Source organism: Nocardia carnea (genome assembly GCF_029868855.1).
GTDB lineage: Bacteria > Actinomycetota > Actinomycetes > Mycobacteriales > Mycobacteriaceae > Nocardia > Nocardia carnea_A.
Window position 1 is genome coordinate 35,854 of the sequence record NZ_JARWOV010000209.1, and the last position, 13,664, is coordinate 49,517.

Annotated in this window: 16 protein-coding genes; all 16 read right to left on the reverse strand. The window is 67.2% G+C overall.

The window, feature by feature from the left end; genetic code table 11:
• Positions 1-35: 35 nt before the first annotated feature.
• The 16 genes from QH195_RS20045 to QH195_RS20120 all read right to left on the reverse strand — a co-directional run bounded on the left by QH195_RS20045 (position 36) and on the right by QH195_RS20120 (position 13,520).
• Entirely contained in the window at positions 36-1,073 is a 1,038-nt protein-coding gene (locus tag QH195_RS20045; RefSeq protein WP_280436550.1) for a phosphotransferase, read from the reverse strand.
• Positions 1,070-2,143, reverse strand: coding sequence for a phosphotransferase family protein (locus QH195_RS20050; RefSeq protein WP_280436551.1), 1,074 nt, complete (start codon positions 2,141-2,143; stop codon positions 1,070-1,072). Before QH195_RS20050 ends, QH195_RS20045 begins: the two co-directional genes overlap by 4 nt.
• Before the next feature lie 13 nt (positions 2,144-2,156).
• Positions 2,157-2,852 carry a TetR/AcrR family transcriptional regulator gene (locus QH195_RS20055; RefSeq protein ID WP_280436552.1) on the reverse strand — a complete coding sequence of 232 codons (696 nt, stop codon included), beginning with the start codon at positions 2,850-2,852 and terminating at the stop codon, positions 2,157-2,159.
• A gap of 13 nt (positions 2,853-2,865) precedes the next feature.
• On the reverse strand, positions 2,866-3,300 hold the full coding sequence (locus QH195_RS20060; RefSeq protein ID WP_280424302.1) for a nitroreductase family deazaflavin-dependent oxidoreductase: 435 nt from the start codon (positions 3,298-3,300) through the stop codon (positions 2,866-2,868).
• Between the two features lie 31 nt (positions 3,301-3,331).
• Entirely contained in the window at positions 3,332-4,579 is a 1,248-nt protein-coding gene (locus QH195_RS20065; protein ID WP_280436553.1) for a cytochrome P450, read from the reverse strand.
• 4 nt (positions 4,580-4,583) lie between these two features.
• The gene (locus QH195_RS20070) at positions 4,584-5,363 is read right to left on the reverse strand and encodes an SDR family NAD(P)-dependent oxidoreductase (protein WP_280436554.1); all 780 of its coding nucleotides are present in this window, start codon (positions 5,361-5,363) and stop codon (positions 4,584-4,586) included.
• A 5-nt stretch (positions 5,364-5,368) separates the two neighbouring features.
• A complete protein-coding gene (locus tag QH195_RS20075; protein ID WP_280436555.1) occupies positions 5,369-5,593 on the reverse strand; it encodes a ferredoxin in 225 nt (74 codons plus the stop codon).
• A gap of 1 nt (position 5,594) precedes the next feature.
• Complete coding sequence (locus QH195_RS20080) at positions 5,595-6,803, reverse strand: amidohydrolase family protein (protein ID WP_280424305.1); 1,209 nt, start codon at positions 6,801-6,803, stop codon at positions 5,595-5,597.
• 27 nt (positions 6,804-6,830) lie between these two features.
• On the reverse strand, positions 6,831-8,300 hold the full coding sequence (locus QH195_RS20085) for an aldehyde dehydrogenase family protein (RefSeq protein ID WP_280436556.1): 1,470 nt from the start codon (positions 8,298-8,300) through the stop codon (positions 6,831-6,833).
• 47 nt (positions 8,301-8,347) lie between these two features.
• Positions 8,348-9,550 (reverse strand): thiolase family protein, encoded by a 1,203-nt coding sequence (locus QH195_RS20090; RefSeq protein ID WP_280436557.1) that lies wholly within the window; start codon positions 9,548-9,550, stop codon positions 8,348-8,350.
• On the reverse strand, positions 9,547-9,981 hold the full coding sequence (locus tag QH195_RS20095; RefSeq protein WP_280436558.1) for a Zn-ribbon domain-containing OB-fold protein: 435 nt from the start codon (positions 9,979-9,981) through the stop codon (positions 9,547-9,549). The genes QH195_RS20090 and QH195_RS20095 overlap by 4 nt, the downstream gene beginning before the upstream one ends.
• Positions 9,978-11,189 carry a CaiB/BaiF CoA transferase family protein gene (locus QH195_RS20100; protein ID WP_280436559.1) on the reverse strand — a complete coding sequence of 404 codons (1,212 nt, stop codon included), beginning with the start codon at positions 11,187-11,189 and terminating at the stop codon, positions 9,978-9,980. Before QH195_RS20100 ends, QH195_RS20095 begins: the two co-directional genes overlap by 4 nt.
• Before the next feature lie 308 nt (positions 11,190-11,497).
• A complete protein-coding gene (locus tag QH195_RS20105; RefSeq protein ID WP_280436560.1) occupies positions 11,498-11,629 on the reverse strand; it encodes a hypothetical protein in 132 nt (43 codons plus the stop codon).
• Positions 11,630-11,710: 81 nt separating this feature from the next.
• Positions 11,711-12,574 (reverse strand): P1 family peptidase, encoded by an 864-nt coding sequence (locus QH195_RS20110; RefSeq protein ID WP_280436561.1) that lies wholly within the window; start codon positions 12,572-12,574, stop codon positions 11,711-11,713.
• Positions 12,575-12,909: 335 nt separating this feature from the next.
• Entirely contained in the window at positions 12,910-13,203 is a 294-nt protein-coding gene (locus QH195_RS20115; RefSeq protein ID WP_280425969.1) for a DUF427 domain-containing protein, read from the reverse strand.
• Between the two features lie 26 nt (positions 13,204-13,229).
• Positions 13,230-13,520 carry a hypothetical protein gene (locus QH195_RS20120; protein ID WP_280436562.1) on the reverse strand — a complete coding sequence of 97 codons (291 nt, stop codon included), beginning with the start codon at positions 13,518-13,520 and terminating at the stop codon, positions 13,230-13,232.
• Positions 13,521-13,664: the final 144 nt, after the last annotated feature.

Consider the following 13,664-nt stretch of genomic DNA (forward strand, 5'->3'; position numbering starts at 1 on the left):
GAACAGATTTCGGCGCCCGGAACTCCGCGTCGTATTCAGACCTCGAGGAGATCGAGGCTTTTGTGCCGCGCGACCGCCGTGCCGAGTCGTCCGGTGAGGTGCTCGATGATCGGCCGGTCGACCGCGCGGGTCATCGACCACAGGTACAGCCCGTACGGCAGATGTGCTCGATACAGCCACCAGGCCTGTTCTCGATCCGGCGGTTCGACCCCGTGTGCGGCCAGCCGGTGCAGATAGTGCTCGAGCAGTTCGCGTTCGGATCGGGCGAGCTCGTCCGGGTGCAGGACGGTCGCCAGATGGTAGGCGATATCTTGGGCCCAGTGGCCGCTCTGTACCACCTGCCAGTCGATGAGACCCGGGCTTCCGTCGGGCATTTCGTAGATATTGCCGGCGTGCAGGTCGCCGTGGACCAGGCACCGCGCGGAAGAGCTGCCCAGGGTGTCCATGGCCGCCATCGCCGCCAGCAGCCGGTCCGCGCGCCGCACATCGGATGGGATGCCGGCCGCCCGGCCGTCGTCCAGGAGCGGTTGGAGCTTCTCGACGGTCATATGCCCCGCCAGTGAAGCCAGACGTGGTGGAAACAACCCGCTCGCCTCCGGTCGCTTGCCGTCCCAGGTCGCCGCGTGCAGGGCGGCGAGCTGATCGAGGGTTTCCGCGGCCTGGGTGGCGCCGTAGCCGACCAGGGGGTCGAGGAACCGGGCGCCCGCCGCCACCAGGTCGTGCATGAGAACCAGCGCGTGTCCGGTGTCCTCGTCCACGGCGGCGTGCACGCACGGCGGGGTGCGCACCGGAAGATCGTGGGCGAAGTCCCGGTAGAAATCCGCTTCGGCCCGCGAACCGCGGCGGTGCTGCGGGTTGAAATAACCCTTGGCGCACAGTGCCGGGGGAGCGCCGGCCTGATGCGCGTAGGTGACGCGGAAACGCAGTTTGGTGGCCACCGTCTCGATCCGCTCAACCACCTCGGTCGCCGTCGGAACGACGCCGGGACAGCCGGATTCCAGCACGGCGGCCAGCCATTCGGGTGACAGTACGACCGCTTCGTCGAACGGTGCGGGCTCGGCCGGTGTCGTCACAAGCCCTCCTGTGGTTCGGGAATCCCCACCAGCTCGCAGGCGTGCCGCAGGAAGGAGTACCGCCGGGTGCCGGTGTCGACCGGCGGCAGCCGGAGGACACGGCGGGTACGGAGGCTGAGCAGACCCGCTTTGAGGCAGGCGAACACCTCGTGCCACCGCAGATCGTCGGCACGCAGTCCGGTCAGGTCCTGCCACAGGTCGATCGTCTCGTCCCGTGTTCCGAGCCCGTCGAGCCGGGGGACACCCAGGCCGGTGCTGTGTGCTTCGTCGAACACCAGCCACCAGGCGAGGTCGGCGACCGGGCCGGCCATCGACGCCTGCTCCCAGTCCATGACCGCGGAGACGCGGAAGTCCGGAGCGAACACGATGTTGCCGATGCGGGCGTCGCCCCAGGACAGTCCCGGTACGGAGTCGGCCGGCTGATTGTCGGTGAGCCACTGCAGCAGAGTGTGGACCGTCTCCGGAATGTTCTCCTCGAGCGTCCAGTGTGCGTGGGCGCTCCAATAGGCGAGTTGCTGCTGGTTGCCCGAGGCCCCGTATTCGGGCCGGTCGACGAAACCGACGATGTCGACGGGAACCCGATGGATCGCGGCGAGTTGGCCCATCGCGTCTTCCCACAGCGTCCGCCGCTGCCCCGGGGTGGCGTCCGCGAGGAACCCGGACAGGTTGTACACGGGCATACTCACCGGCACCGAGCCGGTGACCCGCCGCATCAGATAGAACGGCCGGCCGAGCACCGACGGATCCTCCTCCAGCCACAACGGTTCCGCGACCCGCACGTCACTGTGTTGCCGCAGGGCCACGAGAATCTGATGCTGCATACGGAACTTCGGGTCGAGAAACATCTGGTACTCGGCCGCCGGCGCCACTCGCAGCACGAGTTGCTCGATCCCGCGCGCGGAGTGCACCCGGACGAAAACGGTCTCGTTGGACACCCCGGCACCCTGCGGGTAGGCCGGATCGTCGATTTCGACGGCGGTGACCTCGTGCCGTGCCGCCAGCCACGAATGCAGAACAGTGGCGGTGGTATCCAGATCACGACCTTTGGGAAATACAGGTGCGTGCTTCATTGCTGTGCCCCGTTTACTCATCAGGTGGACGACCGCCGAAAGCGGTCGAACAGAATGTCCACAATTGTTCGGTGACGGCTTCGATGTTCTCGCGCGGCGCATACGCGAAATGGTGGTAAACCGACGTCACCAGGTTCACCGCCAGCCAGGCATCGGCGGCCGGGTCGTTCGGGCGCAGCAGTCCCGACTCGGCCGCCGCCCGCAATTCCCGCTCGATCATCCCGGCGAAAGGCATATTGACCTGCGCCATCTCCTCCGGAAATATCTGGTAGAGCCGCCAGTGTTCGGACGTGATGAATTGCCGTGCGGTTCCGCCCTCGTCGGTGCGCAGCGATCGCAACGCCGCGAGGATGTAGAAACGTAAGCGCGCCACCGGATCCGGTAACTCGCTCGCGGCCGCGGCCATCTCGGCCATCCGATCGGAGATCACATCTTCGAGGACGGCGAGGAGGAGATGGTCCTTACTGGGGAAATGCCGGTAGAAGGTCTGCAGGGCGATCCCCGCCTCCTTCGACAATTCCTGCGTCGTGAAGGCGGACCCCTTGACCTCGATCAACCGCTGCGCGGCCGCAACGATCCCCTGCGCCTGCTCGATGGTGCGAGCCCTCGATCGCCGGACCGACTGCGATTGATCCGCGGCGCGGTCGGCCCATCCGGGCGGCGAAGTGCTCGGGGCGTCGGGTCGGGCGGGCCTCTTGGGTGTGGACACGCCTGAAGTCCTATCACGACCGGCTGAGCACGACGAGCGGGATGACGCGGCTGGTACGGGTCTGATAGACGTCGTAGTTCGGCCAGTATTCCGTGGCCAGCTCCCACAGGCGCGGCCGTTCGGCCGCGCCGGCCGTGCGGGCCGTCACCCGGAACCGCTCCGCCTTGACCTGGATCACCGCCTCGGGGTTCGCGCGCAGATTCAGGTACCACGCCGGATGCTTCGGGGCGCCGCCGGCCGAGGCCACGACCAGGTAATCCGCGCCGTCGCGCCCGTAGATGAGCGCCGAGGTGCGGGGCCGGCCGGTTTTCCGGCCGGTGGTCGTGAGCAGCAGGATATGGGTGCCGTTCCATTCGTATCCGATTTCGCCGTCGGTCTCCTCGTATCGGGCGACGTGGGTGGCCCCGACCAGGCCGAGGTCGGGCGGCCGGTAACCGGGTTCGTTCATCGACTTCCTCCTCTTTCAGGGACCGCTCGGCTCAGCCGAAAACCACCGGAATCTCGGTCGGCCCGCGCTCGTACATTCCGATGAAACGGGTGGGTTCGGCATCGGGGTCGGTCCGTAGATTCGGCAGCCGGTCGAGCAGGGCGCCGATCCCGGTCGTCATTTCGGCCTTCGCGACATGCATGCCCAGGCAGGCGTGGGCTCCACCGCCGAAGGCGAAGGAGGGCCGCAAACGCCGGGTGATGTCGTATTCGTCCGGGTTGTCCCAGCGTGCGGGGTCCCGGTTCGCTGCCCCGATGCACAGGTGCAGGACCGATCCGGCAGGCAGTGGCACACCCTGTAATTCGGTGTCCCGGGTGACGTACCGGGAGAACATCGGATCGGTCGGTGTCCAGCGCAGCGCCTCGTCGATGGCCGGCCGCAGCAGAGATCGGTCCGCCGCGACCGCCGCGAGAACGTCGGGCCGCTGCAGCAGCGCCGTCAGGGTGATCCCCATCTGTTTCCAGGTGGTGCCGGATCCGGCGGCCAGCAGCAGGACCACGAAGGAGTGGATCTCGGCGTCGGTGAGCCGCTGGGTGGTGCCGTCCTCACCCTTCAGTTCGGCCTCGACCAGCACGCTGATGAGGTCGTCCTGCGGTTCGTTCCGGCGCTTCGCCACGATAGGCCGGATCAGCTCCACCACGGCGTCCGGCCGTCCGAGCGCCGCCCGGAACTCCAGCGCCTGCTCGATCGGAACACCGAAGCTACCCGTGATCGTCAGCACCGGGATGGCCGCACAGAAATCGACGTTCAGTTCGGCGCGGCCGTCGGCGGCGAATCCGTCGATCAGTTGGTGCACCGTCTGCTCGATCCAATTGCGTATCCACCATTCGGCTTTGGCGGGTACGAAGGACGGCTGGACCAGTGCCCGGTAGCGCCGGTGCTGCGCCCCGTTCATGGAAATCATGCTGTTGAGGGCGTCGAGTCTGCCCCTGTTCGGGTCGACCGGTTCCGGCGCGGACGCGAACAGATCGGGGTTGCGATAGGCGGTATCACAGGCGGCGAAGCTGAATGCGGAGAAGTGCGGGCGGTCGGGCTGCGGCAGCCCGCTGAACGCCGCGGGGCCCGGGTATCCGGTCAGTTCGTGCACCGTACCCGGATGCACCTCGGCCTCGGCGCGCAGCCGATGCCAGACCGGGTAAGGGTCGTCCCGGTACCCGCCGCCCGTTTGGGCGAGGTAGGCGCCGCGTAGGTCGAACAGTTCGCGCACGCGGTCGCGATCCAAGGTTTTCGCTGGATTCATTCGTTCACCTCGCCACGTAGCCGCCGTCGACCGGAAACAGGACTCCGGTGATATTCGCGGCGCGATCGGATACCAGGAATACGGCTGCCTCCGCGCAGTCCTCCGCCGTGATCGGGCGGCCGAGCGGATGGTTGGCCGCGGTGCTCTCGGCCAGTTTCGCGGTCGTCTCCGCACTGTTGTCGAGCCCGCCGGCCGCCATGAAGCCGGTATACGGCATTCCGGCCGGGCAGAGAGCGTTGGCGCGGATCCCGAAGGACGCACCCTCGATCGCGACTGCCTTGGTGAGCTGGTGCACGGCACCTTTGGTCGCGGCGTAGACCGCGCCACCCCAGGCGACCAGGCCCGCGACCGACCCCGTGTTGAGGATGACGCCGGCACTGCCCTGTCGTTTGAATTGGAGTACCGCATAGGTGCAGCCGAGGAACACCCCGCCGATATTCACCGATACAAGGCGCTGGAAATCCTGGAAGGTGTGGTCCTCGAGCGCGGCACCCAGACGCGGTGTCGGGATGCCCACATTGTTGAAGACGATATCGACGTGACCGAACCGGTCGGCGGCGGTGGCGATCATCGCGGCGACATCTCGCTCACGCGTGACATCGGTTTCGACCGCGACGGCCACCCCGCCGGCGGCCTCGATCCGGCGGACGGTTTCCTTCGCCTGATCGAATTGGATATCGGCGCACACCACCGAGGCGCCTTCCTCGGCGAATCGCTGGGCCGAGGCGGCACCGACGCCGGATCCGGCGCCGGTGACCACCGCGGTCTTTCCTTCGAGCAGCACGTGGCTCACCTTTCTCGTTCGATGGTGGCGATATCGGTGATCGCCAGGCTCAGTGCCCCGGTCGGACAGCTGTCCACGGCCGCGCGGACCTCGTCCAGCGGATCGGCCGGCGGGTCGCGCAGAACCGCGAGTCCCTCGTCGTCCTGGGTGAAACTGCCCGGGGCGTAGGCCGCGCAGACCCCACAGCCGAGGCAGCGTGTTCGATCGACCTGGACACTCCAGCCCGGCATCTCAGCCCGCTGCCCGGACCGGCGGTTCGGCCGGAGTGAACCGGTAGAGCCGCTCGGCGTTGCCGCGCAGGATCTTGTACTGCGTCGTCTCCGGGAGGTGATCGATCTGCTTTTTCACGGCGTCGATGCAGTTCGGCCAGGTGGAATCGGAATGCGGGTAGTCGGTTTCGCACATGATGTTGTTCTCGCCGATTTCGGCGATACTCGCGATACCGTGCGTGTCCTCGATGAAGCAGCCGAAGATGTGGTCGCGGAAGGTCTGGCGGATATCGAGCGTGTCGAGGTCGACGCCTTGACTGCCGGCGTGATCACCCCAGTTCATTCCCCGTTTCACCCAGTGCCGCTGTTTGTCCAGGACCTGCTCGGCGCGCTCCAGGAAGTACGGCATCCAGCCGATCTCACCTTCGGACAGGGCGATCTTGAGATTCGGGAAGCGCTGGAACATCCCGCTGAACAACCAGGACAGCATCGCACCGGAGGTCCGGGTCGCACCCCAGGCCAGGTTGGCCAGGAACGGGGCATCCTTCGAGATCTGCGGAACCGTCGAGGACGAACCGACATGCATGGAGACGACCAGGTCCAGATCGTTGGCCGCGGCCATCACCGGGTCCCAGTAGCCGTTCGGGTCGTGGATCGTCGGCAGGCCCAGCGGCGCGGGGTTCTCCGAGAACGCGAAGGTGGTGGCGCCTTTCGCGGCGCAACGTTCCAGTTCCCGCACGGCCAGTTGCGGATCCCACAGCGGGATGAGGACCAGCGGGATATAGCGACCCGGTGCCGCGCCGCACCAGTCCTCGATCACCCAGTCGTTGTAGGCCTTCAGGCAGACCAGGCCGAATTCGCGATCGCCGGCCTCCATGAACAGCTGGCCGCAGAACCGGGTGATCGTCGGGAAGCAGAGGGAGGCGAGGATTCCCGCCCGGTTCATATCTTCGATCCGCGCGACCGGGTCGTAACATCCTGGCCGCATTTCACTGTAGGACAGGGGTTTCGGACTGAATTCTTCTTTCTCCTTACCCGCCACCGCACTCAGGCCGGAACTGGGGAAGCGTTTACCGTCGTAGACCCAGCAGTCCACGCCGTTGTCGTCGAATTCCATATGCGGTGCGCGATCCCGGTCGGCGCGCGGGACGCGGTCCACCCACAGATTCGGCGGTTCGAGAATGTGGTCGTCGACCGAGATCAACCAGTCGAGTGCGAGTTCAGTGGACATGATTACTCCTTCGGGTCGGGCGGTCGTTCACCGGAGTTCGCCGATGACGAGGTGTTTGACTTCTTGGAAGGCCCGGATACCGTCCGGGCCGCGTTCGCGGCCGAGCCCGCTCTGCTTGTAGCCGCCACTCGGGGCGTAGGCGCTGAACAGCGTCGTGTTGACATTGACGGCGCCGGTGCGCAGCCGGCGCGCGACGGCCGTGGCGGCGGCCGGATCACTGCCGTACACCTGGCCGGACAGGCCGTACCGGCTGTCGTTGGCGATGCGGACCGCGTCGTCGATATCCCGGTAACCGAGGACCGACAGGATCGGGCCGAAGATCTCCTCCTGCGCGGCCGGGTTGCCGTTGTCGGGAACATCGAGCACGGTCGGTTCGAAGTAGTAACCGCGGGGGAAGCCGCTGGGCCGGCCGCCGCCCTGGACGACGGTCGCACCCTTGTCGACCGCGCGTTCGACGATCTCTTCGCATCGCTGCCGTTGCGCGGCACTGATCAGCGGGCCGATCGTGGTCGACGGATCGGCCGGTGCGCCGACGACGAGACCGGCATAGGTCCGGGAGACCAGCTCGAGGACTTCGTCTTTGTGCTCCCGGGGGACGAGCATCCGGGTCGCGGCGACACAGGCCTGCCCGGCGGTACCGCCGATCACGGCGGCGGCGCCGGTCGCGACCTTGCCGATGGCGTCGTCGAGATAGATCTGCGCCGATTTACCGCCGAGTTCGAGCGCGACCCGTTTGAGGGTGGGTGCCGCCTGCGCCATGATGTGCCGCCCGACCGCGGTCGATCCGGTGAACGACACCATATCCACCGCGGGGTGCGCGGTGAGCAATTCCGCACCGGCAGAACCGGACTCGACCACAACACTGAGCACACCGCGGGGGAGTCCGGCGGCTTCGGCGGCCGCGCCGAAGACGAGCGAGGAGATCGGGGTGAGCGGACTCGGGCGCAGGATCACCGAGTTACCCGCCATGAGCGCGGGAACGAGCTTCTGCAGCGCCATGATGAGCGCCGCGTTGTACGGCGTGATCGCCGCGACGACGCCCACCGGCTCATATCTGCGGAGACTGAGTGCCACGCGCCCACGGATCAGTTCCCCGACCGGCACCGGATTGGGTTCCTCGTGCGATAGGGACAGGTAGAGGTCGATCATGCCGCGGGCCATGGCCAGCCCCGAAAGGAACTGGGAGCGTTCGGCGAACATCCGTGGCTGCCCCGCCTCGCCGATCATGGTCGCCACCAGCGGTTCCCGCATCGTCTCGAGATGGGACAAGAGCGCACGCAGCACCGCGGCCCGGTCCTCGGCCGGTGTATCGGCCCACACACCGCTGTCGAAGGCGCGCCGCGCTTCGAGTATTGCGCGTTCGATCTCGGGCAGTGGTGTGGCCGGGATCTCGGCGAGGCGGGACTCGTCGGCGGGGTTCTCGACGGTGATGGTGTCGACGCCGGTCACCCAGTCGCCGGCGATGTACGAGCGGTGGTCCGGGAGAATATTTTCCATGTGTCGGGCTCCTGTAGCCGCGCTGCGGCGTATGGTCTCGGGGCGATTCAGCCGGGTTCGGTGGTGTAGGCGACCACGCCGCCGTAATGGGGCGAGGATTGACAGGCCAGGGCGGTGGTCACACCGGTCCGTGTGCGGTCGCCGGCGCGACCGGCCAATTGCAGGTAGCACTCGAGCATCTGCGGTATGCCGTGCATGCGCCCGTTACCCAGAGCTCCGCCCCCCGACAGCGCCGGTAGGCGCCCGGGTATATCGCTGTCGATACCGCCGTCGCGGACGAAACTGTGTGCTTCTCCGCGCGGGCAGAAGCCCAGCGCTTCGAGCCAGAAATACACGAACGGCGAGAACCCGTCGTAGAGCTGAGGTAGATCGACGGTGGCGGGGTGTAAGCCCGTCGCATCCCGGAGACGCCGGGCCACGACCTCGCCCCCGGCCATGATGTCGTCGAGCGGCCAGTGCAGCGCCACCCGGTGCGGCGGAGGTGGGCTCTGTGTGTAACCCGCCACGTACACGGGCCGGTGCGGAAGGTCGCGGGCCCGCTCGGCGGAGGTGAGAACGAACGCGGCGGCTCCGTCCACCGGTAGATCGCAATCGAAGCGGCGGACCGGGTCGCTGACCATCGGCGCGGCCAGGTATTCCGCTGTGGTGAGCGGTTTTCCGTACCAGTGCGACCACGGAATCCGCGCGCCGTTCTTCCGGGCCTCGACCACCACCGCGGCGAGCGTGGCGGGATCGGCCCGGTACCGGTTCAGGTACTCCCGATAAGGGAAGGCGATCATCGGCAGCGGGCCCCCGAAACCCTGCGGGGCCGTCCACTGCTGTGCGCCTTCGGCTGCTGTCATCGGATTGTCGTGATAGCCACCGGACGGGTTGTGCAGGGCGCGGTGCACGACGATGTAATCAGCGGCACCGGCGACGATCGCGTTCACCGCCAGCGCTATCGCACCGGGAACCTGGCCGATACCGCTGAACCCGGCGATATATCGGGGCGAACCGCCCATCCGCGCCGCCAGCCAATCCGCCGAGACCGTACTCACACCGTCGGTGACGCGGTGCCCGCCGGCGGTGGGGAACAGAGCCGAGGTGACGAACCCGTCGATCTGCTCGGGCCGCAACCCGGCGTCCGCGACGGCCGCTCGCGCCACCTCGACGGTGAGGGCACCCAGCGGACGCTCGCTGTGCCGGCGGATGCTGCTGTGGGCGTATCCGACGACAGCGACCTGCCCGCGCCCGTGGAACCGGCCGGTCACGACGATTCCCCGGAGGCCAGGGCGAATGCCGGGACGGCTGTTCCCGGTGCGATGTCCTCGAATGCCACCCGTACCGGAATGCCCTCGCGCAGTTCGCTGTCCGGGCCGTCGAGGAGCCGTCCGATCATTCGCAGTCCGGGCTGTTCGGCCAGTTCGACATCGACCAGCAGATAGGGCACGTCGCGAGCGAAGCCGAGTAAGGAGGCGCGGTGGATCACCGTCCAGGACCGGACGACGCCCAGACCGCTGACCGGCTCGAAACGGAAGCCGGGATCTGTTGTGCCACAGTGCGAACAAATCGTGCCCGGCGGCATCTCGAATCGGTCGCAGCCGCCACAGCGGGCGATCGCGAGCTCATGCCGTGCCGCCGCGGCCCAGTACGGAGCCGCGTGCGCATCGGGAACAGGGCGCGGGCGGGCCGGCGTCGTCACGGGACCACCCCGGCATCCTGGAGTTCGGCGATATCGCTCCAGGAGTAACCCAGCTCCAGCAGCAGGGCCTCGGTGTGCTCGCCGTGTTCGGGCGCCCGCCGCAGGACCGGTGGCCGCTCGTCGAATTGCACCGGCCCGGTCGGGAGCCGGTACGCCGGACCGTTTTCGGGTTCGACGCCGCCGAGATAATCGTTGGCCAGCACCTGTGGGTCCTCGAGGAGTTCGCCGATGGATTGCACCGGGGCCCACGGTGCGTCCAGCCGGGACAGCAATTGCTTCCACTCGTCGAATGTGCGGCGCGCGAATTCCGTGTCGAGTTCGGCCACACATTCCGCGCGGTGCGCCGCCCGCGCCGCCATATCGGCGAAGCGTGGATCACTCCGCAGATCGGCGCGCTGCACAAGATCGCAGAACGGTGCCCAATACCGGTCGGCCTGGAGAAAGACCAGTTGGATATGCCGGCCGTCCTTGGTGCGATACGCGCCGACCAGGGGATTGGCCGAACCGCCGCGCCCGGAAACCGCAACCGGGGAGTTGCCCGCCAAAGCCGCGAGTACATCGGAGGACAGCATCCACATCGCGGTCGCGAGCAGCGAGACATCGACGACCGAACCGCGTCCGGTGCGTTCCCGTCGCAGCAGTGCGGCAGCCATCGCGAACCCGAGCGCCATCGCGCCGTTACGGTCACCCATCGCGCCGCGCTGGCTGATCGGATAGTCGCGGTCGCCCGGGGTCAGGACGTAGGCGGGACCGCCCTGAGCCCAGAACGCCGAGGAATCGTAACCCGGTTTATCGGCCTCCGGGCCGCGCACTCCGTAGCCGTGCCCGCGGGCATAGACCAGACGCGGGAACCGCTGCGTGAGTTGTCCGGCATCGAGTCCCAGGCGGCGTAACGCCGCGGGCCGGAAATTCGTCAGGAAGACATCGGCCGTCGCGAGTAGTTCGTCCAGCAACTTCCGGCCCCGCTCGGTCCGCAGATCCAGCGACACCGAACGTTTCCCTCGATTGGCCAGGGCCACCGACAGATTCACCCCGCCGCTGTCGGAGCCGATGCCCTGCGTGGCGAGGTTGCGGTAGGGGTCGCCGTCGGGGCGTTCGACCCGGATGACATCCGCGCCCCAGTCCGCCAGCAGCGCGCCGGCCACCGGGACGAAGACCCACTGCGCGAGCTCCACGACGCGGATCCCGCTGAACGCGTCATTGTCCATCGTTACCTCCGCGTGTAGAACTGCAATCTACCTGATTGTAGAATCATATTCTCGTTTGCGGACGATAATTATGGCGCTATGAAGAAATGCCGTTCTGTGTGGGATGGGACGAAAATATTTACGGTGCACTCGCCTGGGTGGCGCTTGTTGTATCGCCGGAAGCCGGTTTTACGGTGTCGCCCTCATGGAGGGCTCGATGACCGCCCGGCGAATCACAGTGCCTGCGCGACCGCGGGCGTCATCCGGACGCGCGGCACCCGCGTTCCGGTTGCTGCGCGCGCCGGTCCACGGCCGAGTGCGAGGAATGCTCAGCACTGATCGACGACCGGGCGGGGTTTCTCCGGGGCCACGGTCGCGTTGTCACCGCCGTCGCGCAGGACGGCCTGCACTGCCTCCGCGGCGACCGCACGGTAGGAACGGCGCGGCCGAAACTGCTCCACCGTCACCCGCGGGCGTACCCGGGTTGTATCCCGGGGCGGAACACTGTGTCCACGTGCTCGGCCCGGCTTTCGCCGGGGGTCTCAGGGAGCAAGTGATCGGATGGATTCGGTCACCGAGGCCAGTGCCATCAGGCGGACTGTATCGATATCGGCCCCGACCTCGCCGGTCGCCACCGCGATGAACCCGTCCCCGTCGAACCGGGTGTGCGGGGGCGTCAGCGCTCGTGCCAATCCGTCGTGGGCGCCCTGCGCGGCGATATGACAGCCCATTTTGTCGAGCCGGGCATTGGTCACGACCACACCGATGGTGGTGTGCGTACGGGATTCGGCGAACTCGAAAGGTCGAGCCAGCACGGCCACCGCGTCCAGCGAGATATCGGAGGTCCCGTCGTCGATATCGCCGAAGGCGTTGACGACGCACAACGCGCCGACCACGAGATCACCCAGTTGCCTTTGGGCATAGGCGATTCCGCCGGGACGGCGCTGCTCCGGTCCGCGCCAATGGGCGGTGTAGGCGCCGGTTCCGGCACCGATCCGGCCATGGGTCACCTGTTCACCCGTGCTCGCCCGCGCCGCCGCGTAACCGTGTTCGGCCGTCGGACGGGCGGTGCGGTCACCGGCCCCGAGATCGAACAGGGCCAGCGTGGGGACAATGGGTACTCGGCCGCCCGGAGTCATCACTCCGCGGCCCTCCTCCTCCAGGTACCGCATCACCCCGTCGGCCGCGGCGAGTCCGAAAGCCGAACCGCCGGTGAGCAGGACGGCATCGACCGACGACAACGTCTTGTCCGGGGCGAGGGCATCGAGTTCCCGGCTGGCGGGCGCGCCGCCGCGCACTTCGGCCGAGCCGACGGTGCCTTCCGGAAAAATGAGGACGGTGCACCCGGTCTCGCCCTCGGTATCGGACCAATGTCCGAGACGAACGCCGGCAATTCCGATCGCCATATCAGCACCTCGAGTCGTCCGGGATCGATATCCGTCCACCGGCCGCCATTATGGCTCAACGCCTGTCGACGCGGCGCGGCAGCCCGAGCGGGTTGCGGTGCTGCGCTCACCGATCTACATCACCACCGCACGATGCGGTCTGCCGGATCCGGCAGACCCAGCGGGGTCGCTACCGGATTCTGTCCGGCGTGGGACAGTGCTTCGCTGCTCCGCCTTTCACCGGCTGATCACCTGCGGGGAAAACGAAACCCCGGCACCGACCTCGCCGCATTCGGGTACGCCACCGCGGGCTCGAATGCGTTCCGAGATCATCACAGTCCGGCGGCCGCTGCGGTTCAACGGTCGACGATCTCGACCGAATTCCGGTAGAAGGCGACGTAGTTCTCGATCTCGGCCGCCCGCGATTTCGGTGCGGGGTAGTACCAGGCGGCGTCGACCAGGGGCTCCGCGTCCCCCACTTTCACTGTGTAGTAACTCGCTCGGCCCTTCCACGGGCAGGTCGTATGAGTTTCGGTCGGTTCGAAATACTCCTTATGCAGCGAGCCGGGCGGAAAGTAATGATTACCCTCGACAACGATGGTGTCGTCACTGGACGCGACCGTGACACCGTTCACCACTGCTTTGGTCATATCTCCATTCTGCGTCGGCGGCGGCGTCAATCGTGCGACGTCCGGAACCTCGCGATCACTTCCTGGACCTGCTCCTCATCTCCCTCGTGCGAATCCAGCCGCTCAACGGCCTGCAGCACGTCCCCGAGCTTGGACATCTGCCGTTCGACCTGCTCCCGGTAGGTGGCGATCGCGCTCAGGATCTCGTCGACCTCGGTCGCCACGTCGGCGGCACCCAGCTCGGCGAGCCGGTCGCGGACCGCGGTCAGGTCTCCGCTGTGGGCGAGGAGTTCGTCGGGTTGCCGGCTGTACAGGTGGTTGTAGTGTCCGCCGCTCATGTTCCCTCCTCGGGTCTCCGTTCAGCCCCGGTATTCCCAGCATTCCGGCCGCCAACCGGCGACATGTTCTGTGCGGTGGTCCGGGCGAACCGTTCAGGATCCGCGAGCACCCGGGTGACGTGCCGAATGATGTCACGGCGTTTG